Source organism: Rhizobium leguminosarum, from assembly GCF_002953715.1.
GTDB lineage: Bacteria > Pseudomonadota > Alphaproteobacteria > Rhizobiales > Rhizobiaceae > Rhizobium > Rhizobium leguminosarum_V.
In genome coordinates this window covers 4490950-4513567 of sequence record NZ_CP025012.1, presented here as the reverse complement: position 1 = coordinate 4513567, position 22618 = coordinate 4490950, and the positions used below count along the sequence as shown (strand labels likewise).

Annotated in this window: 20 protein-coding genes and 1 pseudogene; 12 read left to right on the top strand and 9 right to left on the bottom strand. The window is 58.4% G+C overall.

Going from position 1 to position 22618, the window contains the following annotated elements:
* Positions 1–53 precede the first annotated feature (53 nt).
* On the top strand, positions 54–536 hold the full coding sequence (gene secB, locus CUJ84_RS22340) for a protein-export chaperone SecB (protein WP_017995590.1): 483 nt from the start codon (positions 54–56) through the stop codon (positions 534–536).
* A 67-nt stretch (positions 537–603) separates the two neighbouring features.
* On the opposite strand, the gene dnaQ is transcribed toward secB, so the two are convergent.
* Genes dnaQ through CUJ84_RS22315 form a run of 5 tightly spaced genes read right to left on the bottom strand, consistent with a single transcriptional unit; the run spans position 604 to position 4228 of the window.
* On the bottom strand, positions 604–1320 hold the full coding sequence (gene dnaQ / locus CUJ84_RS22335) for a DNA polymerase III subunit epsilon (protein ID WP_105007776.1): 717 nt from the start codon (positions 1318–1320) through the stop codon (positions 604–606).
* Positions 1313–1924, bottom strand: a complete 612-nt coding sequence (gene coaE / locus CUJ84_RS22330) for a dephospho-CoA kinase (RefSeq protein ID WP_105007775.1) — start codon at positions 1922–1924, stop codon at positions 1313–1315. Before coaE ends, dnaQ begins: the two co-directional genes overlap by 8 nt.
* A complete protein-coding gene (locus CUJ84_RS22325; RefSeq protein WP_105007774.1) occupies positions 1924–2781 on the bottom strand; it encodes a shikimate dehydrogenase in 858 nt (285 codons plus the stop codon). The genes coaE and CUJ84_RS22325 overlap by 1 nt, the downstream gene beginning before the upstream one ends.
* Positions 2774–3373, bottom strand: coding sequence for a Maf-like protein (locus CUJ84_RS22320; RefSeq protein ID WP_105007773.1), 600 nt, complete (start codon positions 3371–3373; stop codon positions 2774–2776). The genes CUJ84_RS22325 and CUJ84_RS22320 overlap by 8 nt, the downstream gene beginning before the upstream one ends.
* Before the next feature lie 33 nt (positions 3374–3406).
* The gene (locus tag CUJ84_RS22315) at positions 3407–4228 is read right to left on the bottom strand and encodes a pyruvate, water dikinase regulatory protein (protein WP_011649834.1); all 822 of its coding nucleotides are present in this window, start codon (positions 4226–4228) and stop codon (positions 3407–3409) included.
* 401 nt (positions 4229–4629) lie between these two features.
* Between CUJ84_RS22315 and hemE the strand changes: the two genes are divergently transcribed.
* The 8 genes from hemE to CUJ84_RS22270 all read left to right on the top strand — a co-directional run bounded on the left by hemE (position 4630) and on the right by CUJ84_RS22270 (position 13425).
* Positions 4630–5676, top strand: a complete 1047-nt coding sequence (gene hemE, locus CUJ84_RS22305; RefSeq protein WP_105007772.1) for a uroporphyrinogen decarboxylase — start codon at positions 4630–4632, stop codon at positions 5674–5676.
* Positions 5677–5678: 2 nt separating this feature from the next.
* Entirely contained in the window at positions 5679–6215 is a 537-nt protein-coding gene (hemJ, locus tag CUJ84_RS22300; protein ID WP_105007771.1) for a protoporphyrinogen oxidase HemJ, read from the top strand.
* A gap of 198 nt (positions 6216–6413) precedes the next feature.
* Entirely contained in the window at positions 6414–7679 is a 1266-nt protein-coding gene (gene rho, locus CUJ84_RS22295; protein WP_020052216.1) for a transcription termination factor Rho, read from the top strand.
* Positions 7680–7784: 105 nt separating this feature from the next.
* The gene (gene mnmE, locus CUJ84_RS22290) at positions 7785–9104 is read left to right on the top strand and encodes a tRNA uridine-5-carboxymethylaminomethyl(34) synthesis GTPase MnmE (protein ID WP_105007770.1); all 1320 of its coding nucleotides are present in this window, start codon (positions 7785–7787) and stop codon (positions 9102–9104) included.
* A gap of 72 nt (positions 9105–9176) precedes the next feature.
* Positions 9177–11054, top strand: a complete 1878-nt coding sequence (gene mnmG, locus CUJ84_RS22285) for a tRNA uridine-5-carboxymethylaminomethyl(34) synthesis enzyme MnmG (RefSeq protein WP_105007769.1) — start codon at positions 9177–9179, stop codon at positions 11052–11054.
* A gap of 25 nt (positions 11055–11079) precedes the next feature.
* Complete coding sequence (gene rsmG / locus CUJ84_RS22280) at positions 11080–11697, top strand: 16S rRNA (guanine(527)-N(7))-methyltransferase RsmG (protein ID WP_105007768.1); 618 nt, start codon at positions 11080–11082, stop codon at positions 11695–11697.
* Between the two features lie 19 nt (positions 11698–11716).
* Entirely contained in the window at positions 11717–12511 is a 795-nt protein-coding gene (locus CUJ84_RS22275; protein WP_018244154.1) for a ParA family protein, read from the top strand.
* 32 nt (positions 12512–12543) lie between these two features.
* Positions 12544–13425 carry a ParB/RepB/Spo0J family partition protein gene (locus CUJ84_RS22270; RefSeq protein ID WP_027682338.1) on the top strand — a complete coding sequence of 294 codons (882 nt, stop codon included), beginning with the start codon at positions 12544–12546 and terminating at the stop codon, positions 13423–13425.
* Between the two features lie 102 nt (positions 13426–13527).
* On the opposite strand, the gene holA is transcribed toward CUJ84_RS22270, so the two are convergent.
* From holA to leuS, 3 genes are read right to left on the bottom strand one after another with little or no spacing between them, the layout of a single operon-like run.
* Positions 13528–14568, bottom strand: coding sequence for a DNA polymerase III subunit delta (holA, locus tag CUJ84_RS22265; protein WP_105007767.1), 1041 nt, complete (start codon positions 14566–14568; stop codon positions 13528–13530).
* Positions 14569–14578: 10 nt separating this feature from the next.
* Positions 14579–15100, bottom strand: coding sequence for an LPS assembly lipoprotein LptE (lptE, locus tag CUJ84_RS22260; RefSeq protein WP_105007766.1), 522 nt, complete (start codon positions 15098–15100; stop codon positions 14579–14581).
* On the bottom strand, positions 15090–17720 hold the full coding sequence (gene leuS, locus CUJ84_RS22255; RefSeq protein WP_105007765.1) for a leucine--tRNA ligase: 2631 nt from the start codon (positions 17718–17720) through the stop codon (positions 15090–15092). Before leuS ends, lptE begins: the two co-directional genes overlap by 11 nt.
* Positions 17721–17920: 200 nt before the next feature.
* Here leuS and CUJ84_RS22250 point away from each other — a divergent pair, with 200 nt between their 5' ends.
* The 3 genes and pseudogenes from CUJ84_RS22250 (at position 17921) to CUJ84_RS22240 (ending at position 21664) form a co-directional block, all read left to right on the top strand.
* Positions 17921–18580 carry a YggS family pyridoxal phosphate-dependent enzyme gene (locus CUJ84_RS22250; protein ID WP_105007764.1) on the top strand — a complete coding sequence of 220 codons (660 nt, stop codon included), beginning with the start codon at positions 17921–17923 and terminating at the stop codon, positions 18578–18580.
* Between the two features lie 82 nt (positions 18581–18662).
* Positions 18663–20572, top strand: a pseudogene (locus CUJ84_RS22245) (propionyl-CoA synthetase).
* A gap of 156 nt (positions 20573–20728) precedes the next feature.
* Entirely contained in the window at positions 20729–21664 is a 936-nt protein-coding gene (locus CUJ84_RS22240) for a flagellin (protein ID WP_105007763.1), read from the top strand.
* Positions 21665–21743: 79 nt separating this feature from the next.
* On the opposite strand, the gene CUJ84_RS22235 is transcribed toward CUJ84_RS22240, so the two are convergent.
* Positions 21744–22448 (bottom strand): DUF1013 domain-containing protein, encoded by a 705-nt coding sequence (locus tag CUJ84_RS22235; protein ID WP_007632151.1) that lies wholly within the window; start codon positions 22446–22448, stop codon positions 21744–21746.
* Positions 22449–22618: the final 170 nt, after the last annotated feature.

Here is a 22618-nt window from a genome sequence, read left to right as displayed (position 1 = left end):
TCCCTGAAATGTTAGATGGCGGCACCATTCCCATGCCCCTCGAGGAAAAGCCAATGGCAGACGATAACAACAGCAACGGTGCGACCAACCCCACCCTTTCGATCCTTGCGCAATATACCAAGGATCTTTCCTTCGAAAATCCGGGTGCGCCGCGTTCACTGCAGGCCCGCGACAAGGCGCCGACGATCAACATCAATGTGAACGTCAACGCCAACCCGCTTTCCGATACGGATTTCGATGTCGTGCTGTCGCTGAATGCCGAAGCCAAGGACGGCGACAAGACGGTTTTCCATACCGAACTCACCTATGGCGGCGTCTTCCGGGTTGCCGGTTTCCCGCAGGAACACATGCTGCCGGTTCTCTTCATCGAGTGCCCGCGCATGCTCTTCCCCTTCGCCCGTCAGATCATCGCCGACGTCACCCGCAACGGTGGTTTCCCGCCGCTGATGATCGACCCGATCGACTTCACGCAAATGTTCGCTCAGCGCGTTGCCGAAGAACAGGCCCGCGCCAAGGTTCAGGCCGTTCCGAACTGACCGGTTCTTTCTTGTTTGAAATGCGGATGCCCGGGCTGGTCCCGGGCATTTTCAATTGAGGACCGGTTTAATCGAGGTTGGCGTATTTCGCCCAGACGCTTTTTTCACCGAGCTTGGCGACGAGCGCCTCATGTGCCTGCTCCTCGATTTGGCTGAGGCGCGGGGCGAGCGGCCGGGGCCGCTCGAGCACCGCGGCAATCACCACATCGTCTCCCATGTCACCGCGAGCTGCCTGGTTGGATTTGCCGGCCATGCCGAGGCCTAGGGCTGCCTGTCTGCCACCGATCATCTCGATATAGACTTCGGCGAGCAATTCGGAGTCGAGCAGCGCGCCGTGTTTGGTGCGGTGCGAGTTATCGATGCCGTAGCGCCGGCAGAGCGCATCGAGCGAATTCGGTCCCATCGGGTGTTTGCGCCGCGCCATCGACAAGGTGTCGAGCACCCTTTCCGGCAGGATCGGCGGCAAACCGATTCGCGCGAATTCCGCGTTGATGAAGCCCATATCGAAGGTGGCGTTATGGGCAATCCACTTCGCATCGCCGAAGAAGGTAAGGATTTGTTCGGCAATCTCCCCGAAAGGCTTCTTGTCCTTCAGGAATTCATCGGTGATGCCGTGCACGGCGAGCGCATCCGGATGAACTTTCTGATCTCCAGGATTGATGAAGATGTGGATCGTGTTGCCTGTGGGGAAATGATTGAAGAGCTCGATGCCGCCGATTTCGATAATGCGGTCGGCGCGGTTGTCGAGGCCGGTGGTTTCCGTATCGAAGATGATTTCACGCATTCCGGAAATCTCCCTTGGCAATCCGCGTTTTCAGGTCGGCGACGATATCGAGCACCCGTTCCCTGGTCGCCGCGATACTGTCACTGGTGTCGATCAGATAATCGGCCCGCCGCCGTTTTTCCGCGTCCGGCGTCTGGCGTGAGAGAATCATGTCGAATTTTTCCTCGGTCATGTCTGGGCGCGCAAGCACCCTCTGGCGCTGAATCTGTGGATCAGTGCTGACGACGACGACGATATCCACTCTTGCCTCGGCGCCAGTTTCGAAAAGTAATGGAATATCGAGCAATACCATGTCGGCGCCGGCGGCGCGCTGTCGCTTCAGAAATTCCGTCTCGCGTTTGCGAACCAGCGGATGGACGATCGCTTCCAGGCGTTTGAAGCTGTCAGGATGAAGAGCAAGCTGGCGGCCAAGTTCATGTCGGTCGACGGCTCCATCCTTCATCGTGCCGGGGAAGGCGGCATTCACCAGGGGTGCAGCCTCGCCCGCATAGAGATCGTGGACCACGGCATCCGAATCGTTCACCGGGATTCCGGCATCGGCGAAGAGCTTTCCCGCCGTTGATTTTCCCATTCCAATGGAGCCGGTGAGACCGATCTTTAGCATCAGTGTGCTTCCATATCCGCGATGATGAGCGCGCGCAGCGCTGCGTCGACGATGGGACGCCGGCCGAACCATCTCTCGAATCCCGGCACGGCCTGATGCAGCAGCATGCCGAGACCATCGACGATGGGAAATCCTTGCTCTTCCGCCTGTGTCAGGATCGGCGTCTTCAAGGGTACATAGACGATGTCGGTGACGACGGCATCGGCTGCAAGCGGCGAGAAATCGAGTTGCGGCGCCGCCTCGCCGTCCATACCGAGCGAGGTGGTATTGATGAAGAGGCCCGCACCTTTCATCACTTCGGCAAGCGCCCCGGCCGGATGGGCCTGAACACGCGGGCCAAAACGATGCGCGAGTTCTCGCGCGCGTTCGACGGTACGATTGACGACATGGATCTCCTTGAAACCGCGATCACGGACCGCCTGGATGATCGCCCGACTGGCGCCGCCGGCGCCAAAGACGACGGCCGTGCCATGCCGGTCCCAGCCCGGATGGCGTTCGTCGAGATTGGCGGTGAAGCCGCGACCGTCGGTATTCGTCGCATGCAGAGCGCCATCCTCCAGCCAGAGCGTGTTCGCGGCGCCGAGCTCGTGGGATAGCGCGTCCGGTTTGTCGGCGAGCCGGAACGCCAATTCCTTGTGGGGAATGGTGACGTTGCCTCCGGCAAAGTCGGAACTGCCGTCCTTCAACGAGTGAATGAAATCGGCAAAGGCCTCGGGTGCCACTTCATGAGCGCGGTAGCTGCCCGGCAGGCCGAGCGTCTTCAGCCAATATCCGTGGATCAACGGCGAGCGCGAGTGCTTGATGGGAAAGCCTGTAACAAACGCTTTCGGCCCGAATGTTTCACGTGAATCACCCATCGATCGCTCCAAGTTCTCGCAGTTCTTTTAAGAGCGGCAGCATCGGCAGGCCGAGAATGGTGAAATAGTCACCCTCGATTTTCTCGAAGAGCTGAATGCCCTGCCCCTCCAATTGATAGGCGCCGACGCTGGAAAGCGCCCGTTCGCCAACCCGCGCCAGATGTCTGGTGATGAACTCCGCCGTCAACGGCCGCATCGTCAGCTCCGCATGGGCGAGATGTTCCCACAAGACCACGCCATCGCTGACGATGACGACAGCGCTGTTCAATCGGTGGGTTACGCCCGAAAGGGCTTGAAGATGACTAGCTGCGTCGGCCATGTCCTTCGGCTTATGGAAGACGCGATCACAGAGCGACATCGTTTGATCGGAACCGATGACCAGGCTATCCGGAAAACGGCTGCTGACTTCCTCGGCTTTGGCCCTGGCCAGAACGAGGGCCACGGCATCGGGTTTAGCGCCGGCTCTTTCCAGCGGCGCTTCGACGGCGCGTTCATCGATCCTTGCGGCATGCGCCTCGAAGGCCAGACCGGCATTTTCCATCAGCATCCGGCGAAAAGGGCTCGACGATGCAAGGATGAGTTTCGGCGTCATGTGTTCCTCGGAGTGCCGGCTTTTCGTCAGCGCTTAGCGCAGCTTCGGACGCAGGGCAACGATTGCTGCGGCTGTTTCCTCGATTGAGCGGCGGGTGACGTCGATCAGCGGCCAGTTATGACGAGCGCAAAGTGAGCGGGCATATTTCAGCTCCTCCGAAATCGCGGCGCGATCGGTGTAGTGTTCGCGGTCGAAGCCCTGCGTCACCCCGAGCACCCGATTTTCCCGCACCTGGGAGATGCGGTCGGTGGTGGCGATCAGACAGACGATCAGCGGTTTGCTCGCGACGAAGAGGCTCTCCGGCAATGGCACGCCATAGACGATGGGAATGTTCGCCGTCTTGATGCCTCGGTTGGCGAGGTAGATGCTGGTCGGTGTTTTCGACGTACGGCTGATGCCGATGATCACGACATCGGCGTCGTTGTAATCGTCGGGCATCTGACCGTCGTCGTGATCCATGGTGAAATTCAGCGCTTCGATGCGCGCGAAGTAGCCAGCATTCATCACATGCTGGGCTCCAACCCGACGGCGCGACGGGGCCCCGAGATAGATCTGGAAGGCATTCATCACCGGCTCCAGCACATTCACCGAGGCGACACCCATCTCGATGCAGCGCTCATCGATCAGGCTTGCAAGCTCCCGGTCGACAATGGTGTAGAGCACGATACCGGGGGCGTCATCGATCGCCTGCAGAACCGGCAGCAGCTGCTTGCGATTGCGGATCAGCGGGTAGACATGCTCGATCGGCTGCGCCGATCTGAATTGCGCCGACGCGGCACGCCCGGCGGAGATCAGAGTCTCTCCGGTTGAGTCAGAAATCAGATGCAGATGAAAGAAGTTCGTTCTGTTCTCCACGCTATTTTCCGCTGCCTGTTGAAAAGACTGGATGAAACAGAGCTACGGCGGCGAGGCAGTCTCCGGCAAGGGAAAACATGCCTCTTTATCCACATTTCGGATTTTGCCGATCGGTTTCGGTTGACCCTGTGGACGACGGGGAAGGGCTAGGCTTCTTGAAAGCTCGTCCACAGCATATCCACAGCTATGAGAAAAATTGCCGAGCTGGAAGGATTTGGAATCATTTTCGGATTCGGCTTCTCCCCGAAATTTGGACAAGATGGACAAATCTTTCCGATGTTCTTTTGCAGCCGCGCGACAAATGGCATCGGCGGTGGATGGATTTTAATCCTTGATAGTCACCGACTCTAAGAAATAGAAACCTTTTAAAAGATCTTTGTTTTTTTATAGGGAAGAAGCGCTTGAGCGATACGCGGCGAAAGATCATGAGGGTTTTGAGTGGCGAGAGCCTCTCCCCTCCTCCTCTCTGGCTGATGAGACAGGCAGGACGTTATCTCCCGGAATATCGGGAGACGCGGGCAAAGGCAGGGAGTTTTCTCGATCTCTGCTATACGCCTGACCACGCCGTCGAAGTGACTTTGCAGCCGATCCGCCGCTATGGCTTCGATGCCGCCATTCTGTTTTCAGATATCCTGGTCATTCCCGATGCAATGAAGCGGAATGTCCGGTTCACCGAGGGCCATGGTCCGGAGATGGATCCGATCGATGAAGCCGGGATCGGCAGATTGAATGGCGAAGAGGTTGTCGATTATCTCAGGCCGGTTCTGGAGACGGTGCGGCGGCTGCGGGACGAGTTGCCAGTCGAGACGACGCTGCTCGGCTTCTGCGGCGCGCCATGGACGGTTGCGACCTACATGATCGCCGGTCACGGCACGCCGGATCAGGCCCCTGCCCGGCTTTTCGCCTACAGGCATCCCCGCGCCTTCGAGCATCTGCTGATGCTGCTTGCCGACGTATCGGCCGATTATCTCGTCGCCCAGATCGATGCCGGCGCCGATGCCGTGCAGATCTTCGATTCGTGGGCTGGTGTTCTCGGCGAGAAGGAGTTCGAGGCGTTTGCGATCAGGCCGGTTGCGCGGATGATCGCTTCGGTCAAATCGCAACGGCCACATACGCGTATCATCGCTTTTGCCAAGGGCGCCGGCTACCAGCTGAAAACCTATCGCCAGAAGACGGGCGCGGATGCAATCGGCCTCGACTGGTCGGTCCCGCTGGCCTTTGCAGCCGAACTTCAAAAGGATGGTCCGGTTCAGGGCAACCTCGATCCGATGCGCGTCGTTGCCGGCGGCCGGGCGTTGGAAGAGGGCATCGACGATATTCTGCAGCACCTCGGCAATGGTCCGCTGATTTTCAATCTCGGTCATGGCATTACGCCGCAGGCCGACCCCGAGCATGTGCGTCTGCTGGTCGATCACGTGCGAGGTGGGCGCGTACGAGGCGGGGCGTGACGATGGAAAAACAGACCGATCGGAGATCTGGCGCTTACGCCCGGCGCCGGGCTCATTTTGCGCTGGCATTCTTCGCACTGATGGCGGTCGGGCTTTTTGCCTGGAACCCCGATAATCTCTACCTCTGGATCAAGGCGCTGCACATCATTGCGGTCATTTCCTGGATGGCCGGGCTGTTCTACATGCCGCGGCTGTTCATCTATCACACCGACGCGGAGCCCGGCTCGGTGCAATCGGAAACCTTCAAGGTGATGGAGCGCCGGCTACTTCGAATCATCATGACGCCGGCGATGATGTTGACGTGGATTTTCGGCCTCTATCTCGCCTGGTCGGTCTATGGATTCCAGGGCGGCTGGCTGCATGCCAAGATCGGTCTCGTTGTGCTGTTGACCGGTGTTCATATGTTCTTCAGCCGCGCCGTTGGAGCGTTCGAGCGGGATGAAAATCGCCGCTCGGCGCGCTATTGGCGGTTCATGAACGAGGCGCCGACAGTGCTGATGATCGTGATCGTCATCCTCGTCGTGGTGAAGCCGTTCTGAGGAAAATCGTCCTCTGGGTTAAATTTGCTTCATTTTAAGCAGCCCTCTTGCGGCAGCGATTGCGAGTCGCTATTTTCCGCGCATCTCATCTACGTGGCATGTGTGTAGAGTTCAGTCGTCTGCGAGCCCTTTCGCGGTACCGAATACGACCCAACATCGCCTTTCCCCTTTGAAATTGAAAAGAGTATTGGTCACTTCATGGCTGAAATGAAGCTTCAGGAACTTAAGAGTAAATCCCCGACGGATCTGCTGGCATTTGCCGAATCGCTCGAGGTCGAGAATGCAAGCACGATGCGCAAGCAGGAGCTGATGTTTGCGATCCTCAAGATGCTTGCCAGCCAGGATGTCGAAATCATCGGCGAAGGCGTCGTCGAAGTGCTGCAGGACGGTTTCGGCTTCCTGCGGTCGCCCAATGCAAACTACCTGCCAGGCCCGGACGATATTTACATCTCCCCATCGCAAATCCGCCGTTTCTCGCTGAAAACGGGCGATACGGTCGAGGGCCCCATCCGTGGGCCGAAGGAAGGTGAGCGCTATTTCGCGCTGCTCAAGGTCAACACCATCAATTTCGACGATCCGGAAAAGATCCGTCATAAGGTTCATTTCGACAATCTGACGCCGCTCTATCCGAACGAGCGCTTCAAGATGGAACTGGATATTCCCACCACCAAGGATCTGTCGCCGCGTGTGATCGATCTGGTGGCGCCGCTCGGCAAGGGCCAGCGTGGATTGATCGTCGCACCGCCGCGTACCGGTAAAACCGTGTTGCTGCAGAACATTGCGCATTCGATCACCGCCAACCATCCGGAGTGCTATCTGATCGTCCTACTGATCGATGAACGCCCAGAAGAAGTGACCGACATGCAGCGCTCGGTTCGTGGCGAGGTTATCTCCTCGACCTTCGACGAACCGGCCGTGCGTCACGTGCAGGTCGCCGAGATGGTCATCGAGAAGGCTAAGCGCCTTGTCGAGCACGGCCGCGACGTTGTCATCCTGCTCGATTCGATCACGCGCCTGGGCCGTGCCTATAACACGGTCGTTCCCTCGTCAGGCAAGGTCCTGACGGGCGGTGTGGACGCCAACGCTCTGCAGCGGCCGAAGCGCTTCTTCGGCGCGGCGCGTAACATCGAGGAAGGCGGCTCTTTGACGATCATCGCGACCGCGCTGATCGATACCGGCAGCCGCATGGACGAAGTGATCTTCGAGGAATTCAAGGGCACGGGCAACTCGGAAATCGTCCTCGATCGCAAGGTCGCCGATAAGCGCATCTTCCCGGCCATGGACATCCTGAAGTCCGGTACACGCAAGGAGGACCTTCTGGTTCCGCGCCAGGATCTGCAGAAGATCTTCGTGCTCCGCCGCATCCTTGCTCCGATGGGCACGACCGATGCGGTCGAATTCCTGATCGACAAGCTCAAGCAGACGAAGAACAATTCGGACTTCTTCGAATCGATGAACACATAATCTTTAGCCGGATTCGTTCTATGAAAGCTGGGGACATCGTCATGATGTCACCAGCTTTTCTATTTGAAGGAATCGATTTCGATCCCAACCGATCAACCAGGCGATATGGCCATGTTGAATGATACCATATATGCACTATCGAGCGGTGCCCTGCCTTCGGGTGTTTCAGTCGTTCGAATCAGCGGCCCGCTGACCAGAGACATATTGGTGATGCTCGTCGGATCCGTTCCGGCAGCCCGGCATGTGTCTTACCGAACGATTCGGACTCGTAACAATCAGCCGATTGATAGCGGCCTGGTGCTGTTTTTTCCTGCTCCCAATTCGTTTACCGGCGAGGATGTTGCCGAGTTGCAGGTCCACGGCAGCAGAGCCGTGCTGGCGGCGCTGTTTCACGCGCTTGGCGATAATCCAGGTGTTCGGATGGCGGTCGAGGGTGAGTTCTCTCGCCGGGCTTTCGAGAACGGCAAGCTTGATCTCGTCGAGGTGGAGGGGCTGGCCGACCTCATTGGCGCCGAGACCGAAATGCAGAGACGCCTTGCGGTCGAGCATAGCGCAGGCGGACTTTCCGCTATTTACGATTCGTGGGCGGAACGATTAACGCGCGCCCGAGCGCTGATCGAGGCGGAACTTGATTTCCCTGACGAGGATGACGTTCCGGGGTCAGTATCGGATATGGTCTGGGCCGATATGGGCAAGCTCCGTAGCGATATCGAGCATCACCTGGCCGCAGCTTCGGCCGGTGAAATTCTCAGGGACGGCTTCAAGGTGGTCATCGCCGGGGCTCCGAACGCCGGGAAATCAAGCCTATTGAACGCCTTGGCGCGTCGCGATGTCGCAATCGTGACGGAGATTGCCGGAACCACCCGCGACGTCCTGCAGGTTGATCTCGATATTGATGGCTATCTCATTAAGCTCTATGACACTGCGGGACTTCGGCAGGCGGACGACCGTGTCGAAATGGAAGGCGTGCGGCGGGCGCGCATTGCGCTTCGCGATGCCGATCTTGTTCTGCTGCTGGTTGACATGGCGAATCCTCTGATACCCGATGACTTGGAGCAGACCTCTCCACATGTTACTGTCGGGACAAAGAGGGATCTCATCGATATCGCCTCGGATCGGTATGATCTGGAGATTTCGACGGCGACGGGTGTCGGTCTGCCGGAACTGCGTCGGTTGATCGGCAATATCGTCGAGAGACGTTTCGCTGGTCTGTCTATGGCGATTCCCAGCCGGCAGCGGCATAAGGATTCGCTAACGAAATGTTTAGCAGCGCTCGAGGCGGCCATATCGCAGCCGGATGTAAATCTTGAACTGCGAACCGAGCAGCTGCGAATTGCGGCTGAGTATTTGGGCAGAATTACCGGAAGGGTGGATGTCGAACATCTGCTCGGGGTAATCTTCTCCGAATTTTGTATTGGCAAATGATTCACGTGAAACCTTTGGAGCTAAAGGCCTGCACGGTTTCACGTGAAACGCCTGCCGGATATGGAGTCTTGAATGACGGATAGTGTCTTCGATGTGATTGTGATCGGTGGCGGCCATGCGGGGTCGGAGGCTGCCGGCGCAGCTGCGCGCCTCGGGGCAAAAACCGCTCTGATTACGCATAGGCGGGAGACGATCGGAGTCATGTCCTGTAATCCGGCGATTGGCGGGCTGGGCAAGGGCCATCTGGTTCGGGAGATCGATGCGATGGATGGCCTGATGGGTCGCGTCGCCGATGTTGCAGGCATTCAATTCAGGATGCTCAACAAGAAGAAGGGCGCGGCTGTCCGAGGACCGCGGACGCAGGCCGATCGAAAGCTTTATCGGATGGCAATGCTGGCGGCGATCGAAGCGACGCCGGACCTGGATATCATCGAAGGCGATGCGTTTGATCTGGACGTTGTCGATGGTTGCGTCGCCGGCGTGATCATGAAGGATGGTCGAACCCTGAAAGCGCCGGCGGTGGTTTTGACCACGGGCACCTTTCTGCGCGGCCTTATTCATATCGGGTCGGAAAAGACACCGGCCGGGCGTGTGGGTGAAGCGCCGTCGATCGGATTGTCTGCAACCCTCGCCCGCCTTGGACTGCGGCTGGGACGTCTGAAGACCGGCACACCCGCCCGGCTGGACGGAAAGACGATCGACTGGCAATCCATCGGTCGACAGCGAGCTGACGAGGAGCTTGTCCCCTTCTCCTTTATGACAGACACGATTACCACGCCACAAATCGAATGCGGGGTGACCAGGACGACCGAAGCGACCCACCGCATCATTGTCGACAACATTATGCGCTCGGCAATGTATTCCGGGCAGATCGAGGGCGTCGGGCCTCGTTATTGCCCGTCTATCGAAGACAAGCTGGTGAAATTTGGAGAGCGGGATGGACATCAGGTCTTTCTCGAGCCTGAGGGACTGGACGATGACACGGTCTATCCGAACGGGATTTCCACCTCTTTGCCGGCGGATGTACAGGCCGAATTCATTAAAACGATCCCGGGTCTCGAACAGGCAAGAATACTGCAACCGGGCTATGCGATCGAATATGATCATGTCGATCCGAGAGAGTTGACGCCATCGTTGGAGGTCAAACGGTTGAGAGGCCTGTTTCTCGCCGGCCAGATCAATGGCACGACTGGATATGAAGAGGCTGCTGCTCAAGGCCTGGCAGCCGGGTTGAATGCTGCATTGCGAAGCAACGATTCGGATCCGTTTCATTTTAGCCGGACGAATTCCTACATCGGGGTGATGATTGACGATCTCACGTCACGCGGCGTTACGGAGCCGTATCGAATGTTTACATCACGTGCGGAATATCGGCTAACTTTGCGTGCGGACAATGCCGATATGCGTTTGACGCCCCTGGCTATGCGGCTTGGATGCGTAAGTGGCGAACGGATGCGGCGATTCACATCCTATCAAGCAGAAATCGAGAGTGGCCGGGCGCTGTTGCAGTCGCTGACACTTACACCGAATGAGGCGCGACGCGCTGGCCTGAACATCAATCTCGATGGGCAGCGCCGAACGGCCTATGATTTGTTATCGTATCCAAATTACGATTTTGCCGCGCTCCAGCATGTTTGGCCAGAGGCGCTCGGCGCGATTAGTCCCAAAGTTGCGGAAGCGTTGGAAATCGAGGCCGGCTATTCGGTTTATCTGGATCGGCAAGCGACGGCGATTGCTGATCAGCAACGCGACGAAGAGCGGCAGATACCACTTGATTTCAATTATGAGGCACTTTCTGGTCTCTCCAACGAGCTTAAGGCGAAGCTCGGTGCTGCTCGCCCTTTCAATATTGCCCAGGCTACAATCGTTGAAGGAATGACGCCCGCGGCAATCGCATTGCTGCTTGTGCACTTGCGCCGCCTACCATCTGCTGAGCGTCATAGCGCCTGATTACAAGATTTGAGAGTCTTTCAGAATGGAATTAAACGGCTTGCGTGTTTCACGTGAAACACAGGAACGGCTTCGACACTTCGCTGCGCTGTTTCAGAAGTGGGCGAAAGCGATTAATCTGGTGGCGCCGTCGACCCTCGATGACTTATGGGACCGGCACATCGCCGATAGTAGTCAGGTCTTTCAGATCCATCCGCAACCAATAAGCTGGGTCGACCTTGGAAGTGGCGGTGGCTTTCCCGGCGTTATTACGGCGATTTTTCTGGCCGAATTGCAGGACGGATGGGTACATCTGGTCGAAAGCAACCATAAAAAGGCGGCGTTTCTTAGGACCGCGTTGCGGGAGACCAATGCGCGCGGCAGCGTGCATATCACTCGAATCGAAGATGCCTATACGGAAGTTGGCGAATGCGACGCGATTTCAGCGCGCGCCCTTGCCGATCTTGATGGGCTTCTCGGCTATTCTGCCCCCTGGATGCTTGGCAAAGAAAATTGTCGTGGTTTTTTTCACAAAGGCCGGGATTACCTGAGGGAAATCGACAAAGCACGTGGTCGGTGGGAATTCGATCTGTTAGAACATAAGAGCGCCGTCGAGCAGGAATCCGTTGTTTTGGAAGTATCAAATCTCCGGCGCTTGGTTTAACAGATGGGATATTGCGGCAATGGCTGGCGAACGACATCGGATTATCACCATCGCAAATCAGAAGGGTGGCGTTGGTAAAACGACCACAGCAATCAATCTGGCAACGGCGCTTGCTGCTATTGGCGAGCGTGTCTTGATCGTCGATCTCGACCCGCAGGGCAATGCCAGCACCGGCCTCGGTATCGATCGTCGTGATCGCAAGCTTTCCTCCTATGATCTGATGGTTGGCGATCGTGGGATCCCTGACGTGACTCTCGAAACAGCGGTTCCTAATCTCTTTATCGTCCCGTCGACGATGGACCTGCTCGGCATCGAGATGGAGATTTCGCAGCAGAGCGATCGGGTCTTCAAATTGCGGAAAGCGTTATCTTCGCCCGAAGCCATGGCGTTTTCTTATATTCTTCTGGACTGCCCGCCATCATTCAATCTGCTGACGATGAATGCCATGGCAGCCGCCCATTCGGTTTTGGTGCCGCTGCAATGTGAATTCTTTGCGCTGGAGGGGTTGAGTCAGCTGCTTGAGACCGTCAGCCAGGTTCGGCGAACGGTTAACCCGCGTCTGGATATTCAGGGGATCGTCCTGACGATGTTCGATGCGCGCAACAATCTTGCTCAGCAGGTTGTCAATGACGTGCGCACGCATCTCGGGGACAAGGTTTACCACACGTTAATTCCGCGCAACGTCCGGGTTTCTGAGGCTCCGTCCTACGGCAAGCCTGCCATTCTCTATGACTTGAAGTGCGCCGGCAGTCAGGCCTATCTGCAGCTGGCCTCCGAGGTCATCCAGCGCGAGCGCCAAAGACTGGCCGCGTGATATCATTTTCGGGGTGTAGGTGAGTGTAGATCATGAATGACGATGTATCGAAGAGGCGATTGGGCCGTGGCCTTGCGGCGCTGATTGGTGAAATGGATCAGCCTGTTCCGGTGGAAGCCGAGCGGATTATCAGTGCCGACAGGATGATCCCGATCGAGTTCGTTAGCCGCAATCCCCGCAATCCTCGTCGTTTCTTCGATGACGCTGAGCTGCATGATCTCGCAAGCTCCATTCGTCAACACGGTATCGTTCAGCCGATTGTTGTGCGGACTATGTCGCGGGATCGATATGAAATCATCGCCGGCGAGCGACGTTGGCGCGCAGCTCAGCTTGCCGGGCTGATCGAGATTCCTGTCATCGTCCGTGACGTGGATGATAAGACGGCGCTGGAAATCGCCATCGTCGAAAACGTGCAGCGCGCGGATCTCAATGCCCTCGAAGAGGCATTGGGCTATGAGCAGCTTATTGCTGAGTATGGTTACACCCAGAACGACCTTGGGGAAATCATTGGGAAAAGCCGCAGCCACGTTGCCAACTCCTTGCGCTTGTTGAAGCTGCCGGATCCGGTTCGTGATCTGCTTGCCGCCGGCAGCCTATCGGCTGGGCACGCGCGCGCACTGGTTTCGACATCTGACCCGGCAAGTCTTGCCCGTACGATCGTTGCCAAGGGCATGTCGGTGCGTGACGCGGAAAAATTGGCGCAAAACAATATCAAGGCCCAGTCGGAACCACAGCAAGCAGCCCTGCGGCGAGATCAAAAGGATTCCGACACGCTGGCGCTGGAGCGGACACTTTCCGATGCACTCGGCCTTGAGGTTGCGATCAATCACAAGGCGAGCGGTGGCCAGATCAAAATTTCCTATAAGTCACTAGAACAGCTCGAGGAAATCTGCCGCTTGCTCGAGAGACGCTAGAGCGCCATGCGATCCTTTCGGATACGCAAAGGACGCACTCACTCTTTCAATCCTGGCATCGTGCTGTCCGAAAATCGATTCCGATTTTCGGACAGCTGCTATTCAGGCGGATTTCCGGCCGGATTGTAGAGTGGTGGACAGAAGCGTTTGCATCGCTACGCTGTCCTCCAGTACCTGTCGCCGTCGGCTTTGCAGAATAGCGGCCTGCAGCCGATTGGATTCACGCGCGATGCTTTCCGCGGTCCACTGGCGCAATGCCTGTTCGATGATTGGCTTGCGGCGAAAATGCAAATGCCGCCCCATCGTCTGCATGATCTGAGGCGGCTGCAGCCGTTTTTCATCCATTTCGGCGCGCATCGAGTCAAGAAGCTGAAATTGCTTCAGGCATGCTTGCAGAACGAGAAAGATCGCGGTTTTCGAGCTGCTGATTTTTTGCATGGCGTGCAGAAAGGCGTTGAGATCGCCGCCGAGAATGGCATCGACAGCATCGTCAACCGAGATGGCGCTGGCGTCGCCAATTATTTCGGTAACGTGATGTTCTTCGACCGTATCAAAGCCACGGCAGTAGAGAGCAAGCTTGCGTACCTCGTTTCGGGAAGCGATCCTGTCGCCGCCGATCAAGGCTATGAGCGCCTGGCGCGCGGCCGGCGTAATGCCGAGCTTCTCTGCACCGAGCTCAGTATCGATCAAGGCATTGAGGGCGCGGCTGTCATCGGCGTAGGACGGGATCGTCATGACAGATCGTGCGGCTTCCGCCGTCTTGCGCAACAACGAGCCCTTCTTCAGGTCGCCGGCCTCGACGATCAGATAGGCGGCTTCGAGTGGTTTTTCAGCCAGCAGCGCCAGGGAATCGACCAGGTATTTCTCGTTGGCGGCACCGCGGATCCAGATCAGTTTTTCACCGCCGAACAGCCCGATCGACTGGACCTCGTCGACCAACCGACCGGGATCCTTCTGCAGGTCGCCGATATCGAGTTTCGTCAGCGAGAAGGGATCATCGAGCGCGACACCGCTCTTGCCGGCGAGCAGGCCCGCTCGTTCGGAAACAAGGCCGCGATCCGGCCCGTAGATGACGAAAATCCGATAGTTTCGTGCCGATTTCTGCAGAAAAGTCTTGAATTCGTGGGATTTTATCTCTGCCACATCTCCGCCCTCAGCGGCTGAGAGCAGCGGCGATATCGGCTCCTACGAATTCCGCCACCTGATCCGCCGCACGGTTTTCGGCATCGCGGATTGCCCGCTGCTTGGCAAATTGCTGGTCAGGGAAATCCACCAGCGCCGTGGTAGCGCGGCTGCCGGCCTTGATGACATGATTGTCGCTCGTCGCGCGCAGCGTGTAGGTGACGCTGACGGTCACACGACCGGCTCGCGACGTATCGGCGGATTCCGTAAGCAGCGTATCGGCAACGGACGATGAGGCGTGCATTTCGACCTGGTATTCCGGTTTTTCAGGCTCGCCGGCCCCACGCGACGCAAGGAAGATCAGGTGGTTGCGAACCTGCTGCTCGATGCGGCTGCCTGCTGGGGAAAAGCCGACCGAGGAAAGCTTTGCAGTGACACCGGAATTCTCAGAGTAGAGCGGACGAACCTGGCAGGCGGAGAGAAAAGCCGCGGAGGCAAGGATCATGGCGATGCCGGCATTGCGAGCCAGCTTGCAAGCGATATCAGACGACAATGTTTACAATCCTTTGGGGAACCACGATGATTTTCTTCGGTGCTTGTCCGTTCAACGCGTTCTTCACCGCATCCAGATCCAGCACGGCGTCGGTGACGGCATTCTGATCTGCATCGCGAGAAATTGTCAATTCAGCGCGTTTCTTGCCGTTGATCTGTACCGGCAGGACGACATCGTTTTCGATGACGAGTGTTTCGTCGTATTGCGGCCAGCTTGCCCGGGCAAGCAGTCCTTCATTGCCGAGCGCGGCCCAGCATTCCTCAGCCAGATGCGGCGTCATCGGAGAGACGAGCTGAATCAGGATCTCGACGGCATCGCGTACCGCCGCACGATAGGTCGCATCACCCTCGCCTGCCGCGACCCTCGTCATCGGTGCGGCCAGCGCGTTGACGAGTTCATAAATTCGGGCAACGGCTTTGTTGAACCAGAGCTTGTCATAGTCGTTTTGGACAGCCTTCAGCGTCTTGTGGGCAGCCTGCGAGATTGACAAGGCTTCCCCATCGGTGGCCGGGGCCGGTGCGACGGCGGCCAGCGCATCGGCGGCTTCGGAAATCAGGCGCCACAGACGTTGGGTAAAGCGATGAGCGCCCTCAACGCCCGCCTCGGACCAGATGACATCACGCTCCGGCGGCGAGTCGGACAGAACGAAGAAACGAGCGGTATCGGCGCCGTAGGAGGCGATGATATCGTCAGGATCGACGACGTTCCTTTTCGATTTCGACATCTTCTCGATCGAGCCGATCGCGACTTCCTCGTTGTTCGTCAGCAAGAAAGCCCGGCGTTTGCCGTCGAGTTCGTCGATGCGGATATCGGCAGGTGCCACCCATTCGCGGCCGGCGCCAGCGCCGCGGCTATAGGTTTCGTGGACCACCATGCCCTGGGTGAAGAGACCCTTGAAAGGTTCGGTGGCAGCGACGTGACCGGTTTCGCGCATGGCGCGGGTGAAGAAGCGGGAATAGAGCAGGTGCAGGATCGCGTGCTCGATGCCGCCGATATACTGGTCGACCGGCAGCCAGCGGTTCGCAGCCTCGGGATCGGTCGGCTCTCCTTCCCAGGGCGCGGTAAAGCGGGTGAAATACCAGCTCGAATCGACGAAAGTATCCATCGTATCCGTCTCGCGGCGGGCATCCTTGCCGCAGTTCGGGCAGGAGACATGACGCCAGGTCGGATGACGGTCGAGTGGATTGCCCGGCTGGTCGAAGGTGACGTCGTCGGGCAGCTTGACCGGCAGGTCCTTCTTCGGCACCGGCACGACACCACAATCATCGCAATGGATGACCGGGATCGGGCAGCCCCAATAACGCTGACGGGAAATGCCCCAATCGCGCAGACGGAAATTGACCTTGCGTTCGGCCTGCGGCGCATTGCCGAGTGAAGCGGCAGACAGCCGATCTGCAACAATATCAAAGGCTTCCTCGGTCGTCTTGCCGTCGAGGAAACGGGAGTTGATCATCACACCATCACCGTCATAGGCGGTGTCGCCGACGGCAAAGCTTGCAGCATCGCCATCTTTCGGCATGACGACGGCCACGACCGGAAGGCCGTATTTGCGGGCAAAATCGAGATCGCGCTGATCGCCTGATGGGCAGCCGAAGATCGCGCCCGTGCCGTAATCCATCAGGACGAAATTGGCGATATAGACAGGCAGCTCCCAGGAGGGATCAAGCGGATGCCTGACGCGGATACCGGTATCCATGCCCTTCTTTTCGGCGGTCTCGAGTGCTGCGAGCGACGTGCCGGCACGGCGGCACTCCTCGCAGAAGGCTTCGATATCGGCGTTTTTCGCGGCAGCATCCTTCGCCAGTGGATGATCGGCGGCGATCGCCAGGAAGGAGGCGCCGAACAGCGTGTCCGGCCGGGTGGTATAGACCGTGACTTCGCTCTCGCCGGCAGGTGCCGTTTCCGGCACGATCTCCCAGCGGATAGCCAGGCCTTCCGAGCGGCCGATCCAGTTCTTCTGCATCAGCCGCACTTTTTCCGGCCACTGGTCGAGCGTATCCAGCGCGTCGAGCAGATCCTGGCTAAAATCGGTGATCTTGAAGAACCATTGCGTCAGCTCGCGCTGTTCGACCAACGCACCGGAACGCCAGCCGCGGCCGTCGATCACCTGTTCGTTGGCCAGCACGGTGTTGTCGACAGGATCCCAGTTGACCTTCGACTGCTTGCGGTAGACCAGGCCCTTTTCCAGAAAATCCACGAAGAGATGCTGCTGGTGCTGGTAATATTCAACGTCGCAGGTGGCGAATTCGCGGCTCCAGTCCAGTGAGAGCCCCATGGCCTTCAGCTGCGCCTTCATCGAGCCGATATTCTGGTAGGTCCAGGAAGCGGGATGCACGCCGCGCTCCATGGCGGCATTCTCTGCTGGCATGCCGAAAGCGTCCCAGCCCATCGGGTGCAGCACGTTGTAGCCCCGCGCGCGCTTGTAGCGGGCGACGACATCGCCCATGGCGTAGTTGCGGACATGGCCCATATGGATGCGCCCCGATGGATAGGGGAACATTTCGAGGACGTAATATTTTTCGCGCGGATCGGCATTGTCGGTCTCGAAGACCTTGTCTTCATTCCATTTCTGCTGCCAGCGGGGCTCGGCATCGCGCGGATTATAACGTTCGGTGGCCATAGTATTCGTATTTCCGGAAAATCAGGGGAGTTGGCCGAGACCTTCACCATGAAACCACCGTAGCGTCAAGTTTTGCAGGCGCTGCAAGCGTCCGATCTTGATCACGCGCAAGCGATTTCGCGAAGGCGGGTCTTGGCAAGCACAGGTTGGCTGGTTAGTTCATTGCCAATCCTTTCATCCTGGTATGTCGAGGCAGAACGATGGAACTTCAAGAGCGGTTGAACGACGTGCGATCACGGATTGCGGCCGGGGAACGCGCGGCAGGTCGTCCGGCGGGTTCCGTTCAGCTGGTCGCGGTGTCGAAGACCTTCGAGGCGGACGCGATCCGTCCGGCCATCGAAGCCGGACAGCGCGTCTTCGGCGAGAACCGGGTGCAGGAAAGCCAGGGCAAGTGGCCGGCGCTGAAAGCCGAGCGTCCAGATATCGAGCTGCATCTGATCGGGCCGCTGCAATCGAACAAGGCGGCGGATGCGGTAGCGCTTTTCGACGTCATCGAGACGGTCGACCGGGAAAAGATTGCCCGCGCGCTTGCCGAGGAGATGAAGCGGCAGGGCAAGACGACGCGGCTCTACGTCCAGGTCAATACCGGGCTCGAACCGCAGAAGGCCGGTATCGCTCCTGACGACACGCCAGCCTTCATTGCCCTTTGCCACGATGAGCTCGGCCTTTCCATCGAAGGTTTGATGTGCATTCCGCCGGCCGATGAAAATCCAGGGCCGCATTTTGCACTGCTGGCAAAGCTAGCGTTCAAATGCGGCGTCGGAAAACTTTCCATGGGCATGTCGGGCGACTACGAGACGGCAATCGCCTTCGGCGCCACCAGCGTGCGTGTGGGATCAGCGATATTCGGCACGCGCTGAAACGCTGCTTTGGTCGGGCTTCCTGTTCCCCTCAATGCCGCCTAGATTGATATCGAGGCTTGCATGTCCTGGGGAGGAGCAGATGCAGAAGGGCTATCATCAGGTCTACGCGGCATGGAAAGGCGATCCCGAAGCCTTCTGGCGCGAAGCGGCGGTCGACATAGACTGGTTCAAGCCGCCGGAGCGGATTTTTTCGCCCAATGAGGGCGTCTACGGCCGCTGGTTCTCCGGAGCGGAAACCAATACCTGCCACAATTGCCTGGACCGGCATGTGGCTGCCGGCCGCGGCGGCGAGACAGCGGTCATCTTCGACAGCCAATGAACGGCGAGAAGCGCCACTTCACCTATGATGAGGTGCTTCGGGATGTGATGGCCATCGCAGCAGCGTTGCTCGAACGCGGCATCGGCAAAGGCGATCGCGTCATCCTTTATATGCCGATGGTGCCGCAGGCGGTCTTTTCCATGCTCGCCTGCGCCCGCATCGGTGCGGTTCACTCCGTCGTTTTCGGCGGGTTTGCCGCCAGCGAACTTGCGGCGCGCATCGACGATTGCGGTGCGAAGCTGGTAATCACCGCGAGCTGCGGGCTCGAGCCTGGTCGCATCGTCGCCTATAAGCCCCTGGTCGATCAGGCGATCGAGATCGCGCGTTCGAAGTCGGCGCGCTGTCTGGTGCTGCAGCGGCCGGAGCTTCGTGCAGATCTCGTCAGCGGCCGGGATCAGGATTTCGAGGCGGCGGTGGCGCAGCATCGTGGCGCCGAGATCGCCTGTGTCTCCGTCAAGGCGACAGATCCGCTCTACATCCTCTATACCTCGGGCACGACGGGCCAGCCGAAGGGCGTCGTGCGCGACAATGGCGGCCATATGGTCGCGCTCAACTGGTCGATGCGGAATATCTACGGCTTGAAGCCGGGCGAAGTCTTCTGGACGGCTTCGGATATCGGCTGGGTCGTCGGACATTCCTATATCGTCTATGCCCCGCTGCTCGCTGGCGTAACCACTCTGATCTTCGAGGGCAAACCGGTCGGCACTCCGGATGCCGGCACATTCTGGCGCATCGTTTCGGAGCATAAGGTGCGGGTGCTGTTCACGGCGCCGACGGCATTCCGAGCCATCCGGCGGGAGGATGGTGACGGTGAATTGATGCACAAGTATCCCACGCCGGATTTGCGCGCACTGTTTCTGGCCGGCGAGAGAGCGGATCCGGAGACGCTGAAATGGGCGGAGCGTATGCTTGGCATACCCGTCATCGATCATTGGTGGCAGACGGAGACCGGCTGGCCGATCGCCGCAAATCCGCTCGGTCTCGGCGCCCTTCCCATCAAGCACGGTTCGCCGACACTGCCGATGCCCGGCTATGACATTGCGGTGCTCGATGATGCCGGTCATCCGATCGAGGCGGGAACGCTCGGCAATATCGTCGTCAAGCTGCCCTTGCCGCCCGGCTGTCTGCCGACCCTCTGGAACGCGGACGAACGTTTTCGCTCGGCCTATCTCGATGAGTTTCCCGGTTACTATAAGACGGCCGATGCTGGCTACGTCGATGAGGATGGCTATCTCTTCATCATGTCGCGCACCGACGACATCATCAATTGCGCCGGTCATCGGCTCTCGACCGGGGCGATGGAGGAGGTCTGTGCGCGTCATCCTGATGTCGCCGAATGCGCTGTTATCGGCGTGATCGATGTGCTGAAGGGTCAGGCGCCCTGCGGTTTCCTGGTGCTGAAACGACATGTTTCCCGTGACGCGACGGCGATCGAATCAGAGGTCGTGGCGATGATTCGTGATTCGATCGGGCCTGTTGCTGCCTTCAAGACGGCCATCACCGTTAACCGGTTGCCGAAGACGCGCTCCGGCAAAATCCTGCGCGGCACGATGCAGAAGATCGCCGACGGCATACCCTGGAAAATGCCTGCAACCATTGATGATCCAACGATTTTAGAGGAAATTGCCGAGGCGCTGCGCGGGCGCGGTTTAGGCTCCCTGCCGATGTGAAATTAAACTTTCGGCAAGCCTAATTGAGGAATTGTTAACCATGTTGATGCAAGCATTTGTTAACGGCAATGGCTTGCATAGCAGGCTTTGCATGACGCGGTCGCCGTTACCGGCCTAGTCCGGATTGCCCCTTTCTCAACGATTGTGGAACGGATCATGACAAGCATCCTTACCAACAACGCTGCCATGGCAGCGCTGCAGACTTTGCGCGGCGTAAACGATAGCCTCAAGGACACCCAGGGTCGCGTTTCATCGGGTTATCGTGTCGAAAAGGCGGCTGACAATGCCGCTTACTGGTCGATTGCTACGACCATGCGTTCTGACAACAAGGCGCTTTCGGCCGTCTCCGACGCGCTCGGTCTCGGCGCGGCGAAGGTCGATACGGCCTATTCGGCCATGGATAGCGCACTCGATGTCGTCAGCGACATCAAGGCCAAGATCGTCGCCGCCACCGAAAAGGGCGTCGACAAGACGAAGATCCAGCAAGAACTCGACCAGCTGCAGGAGCAGCTGCTCAGCATTGCTCAATCGGCGTCCTTCTCCGGCGAAAACTGGGTTGCCGGCGCTTCCGGCACGAAGAGCGTCGTTTCGTCCTTCGTCCGCGACGGCAGCAATGCCGTCTCCGTCAAGATGACGGACTATGTGCTCGATTCGGGCTCGCTTGGAAACGTGCTTTTCGGCATGACGAGCACCGGTGCGATCGAGACATCAAGCGGTATCATCGGCACGGCCTTCAACGGAACCTATGGCGGCACCGTGATCGTCATGGCGTCAATATATGATCTCGACATCACCGGTTTCACCCAGGGTCAGCTTGACTCGGCCCTGACCGGTGTCGAACTGGTTCTCGGCGCCATGACTGCCGCCGGCTCGGCATTGGGCTCGATCTCGACCCGTATTCAGCTGCAGGAAACATTCGTCAGCGGTCTGCACGATTCGATCGACTCCGGCGTCGGCCGCCTGGTCGATGCCGATATGGAAGAGGAATCAAGCAAGCTCTCGGCGTTGCAGACGCAGCAGCAGCTCGCTGTCCAGTCGCTCTCGATCGCCAACAGTTCGGCACAGAACATTCTCACCCTGTTCCGCAGCTAATTCGAAACAGGCAATTCGCAATAAAAAACCCCGCCGGTCAGCTCATACCGGCGGGGTTTTTCATGAAATCGCTGATATCTCAGTACTGATCGTCGTCCTCGTCCTTCGGGGCCGAGCGCAGCGAGCTCAGCTTGCGGAAGACGGCATCGGCGTCGATTTCCTTTTCCTTTTCCTCCTCGCGCTCGTAGCTCGGGGTCAGGCGCTCGGTTTCCTGTGCCGATTGCAGCGTCGCGCCAAGCTCGGCAGCGGTCGGCAGCGGACGGCCCTTGGAGGCCTTTTCCACTTCCATGTCGAGATCGATCTGGCTGCAGAGGCCGAGCGTTACCGGATCCATCGGCGCTAGGTTGGCGGAGTTCCAGTGGGTGCGCTCGCGGATTTGCTCGATGGTCGACTTCGTCGTGCCGACGAGGCGGGAAATCTGCGCGTCCTTCAGCTCCGGATGGTTGCGAACGAGCCAGAGAATGGCGTTCGGGCGGTCCTGGCGCTTGGAAACCGGCGTATAACGCGGACCACGGCGCTTGGATTCCGGCACGCGCACCTTCGGTTCGGAAAGCTTCAGCTTGTGGTTCGGATTGGCCTCGGCGCGGGCAATCTCGTCGCGGGAAAGCTGTCCTGTCGAGATCGGGTCGAGGCCCTTGATGCCCTGCGCCGCTTCGCCGTCGGCGATTGCCTTGACTTCGAGCGGATGCAGTTTGCAGAACTGCGCGATCTGATCGAAAGACAGTGCCGTATTGTCGACGAGCCAGATGGCGGTCGCCTTCGGCATGAGCAGTGTTTGAGCCATGGATATAGTCCTTCTATCGTCCGCGCCGGTCGCGGTCCGTGGATTGTCACCACAATGTCCGGGAAATATGCCGCTATATAACCGCACTGTCGCATAATTGCAATTCTTCCGAAATGAAATGACCTTTGTCTAATTGCCGTGGCGATGCGAACTGCTATGAATTGCCGTGA

Bases quoted from the DNA above. Each gene is read 5' to 3' on its own strand.
- hemJ (WP_105007771.1), top strand. From the start codon at position 5,679: ATGGAAAAACAGACCGATCGGAGATCTGGCGCTTACGCCCGGCGCCGG.
- CUJ84_RS22320 (WP_105007773.1), bottom strand. From the start codon at position 3,373: ATGACGCCGAAACTCATCCTTGCATCGTCGAGCCCTTTTCGCCGGATG.
- CUJ84_RS22250 (WP_105007764.1), top strand. From the start codon at position 17,921: ATGGAACTTCAAGAGCGGTTGAACGACGTGCGATCACGGATTGCGGCC.
- rsmG (WP_105007768.1), top strand. From the start codon at position 11,080: ATGGAATTAAACGGCTTGCGTGTTTCACGTGAAACACAGGAACGGCTT.
- leuS (WP_105007765.1), bottom strand. From the start codon at position 17,720: ATGGCCACCGAACGTTATAATCCGCGCGATGCCGAGCCCCGCTGGCAG.
- mnmG (WP_105007769.1), top strand. From the start codon at position 9,177: ATGACGGATAGTGTCTTCGATGTGATTGTGATCGGTGGCGGCCATGCG.
- secB (WP_017995590.1), top strand. From the start codon at position 54: ATGGCAGACGATAACAACAGCAACGGTGCGACCAACCCCACCCTTTCG.
- coaE (WP_105007775.1), bottom strand. From the start codon at position 1,924: ATGCTAAAGATCGGTCTCACCGGCTCCATTGGAATGGGAAAATCAACG.
- CUJ84_RS22325 (WP_105007774.1), bottom strand. From the start codon at position 2,781: ATGGGTGATTCACGTGAAACATTCGGGCCGAAAGCGTTTGTTACAGGC.
- CUJ84_RS22275 (WP_018244154.1), top strand. From the start codon at position 11,717: ATGGCTGGCGAACGACATCGGATTATCACCATCGCAAATCAGAAGGGT.
- CUJ84_RS22240 (WP_105007763.1), top strand. From the start codon at position 20,729: ATGACAAGCATCCTTACCAACAACGCTGCCATGGCAGCGCTGCAGACT.
- CUJ84_RS22235 (WP_007632151.1), bottom strand. From the start codon at position 22,448: ATGGCTCAAACACTGCTCATGCCGAAGGCGACCGCCATCTGGCTCGTC.
- mnmE (WP_105007770.1), top strand. From the start codon at position 7,785: ATGGCCATGTTGAATGATACCATATATGCACTATCGAGCGGTGCCCTG.
- dnaQ (WP_105007776.1), bottom strand. From the start codon at position 1,320: ATGCGTGAAATCATCTTCGATACGGAAACCACCGGCCTCGACAACCGC.
- CUJ84_RS22270 (WP_027682338.1), top strand. From the start codon at position 12,544: ATGAATGACGATGTATCGAAGAGGCGATTGGGCCGTGGCCTTGCGGCG.
- rho (WP_020052216.1), top strand. From the start codon at position 6,414: ATGGCTGAAATGAAGCTTCAGGAACTTAAGAGTAAATCCCCGACGGAT.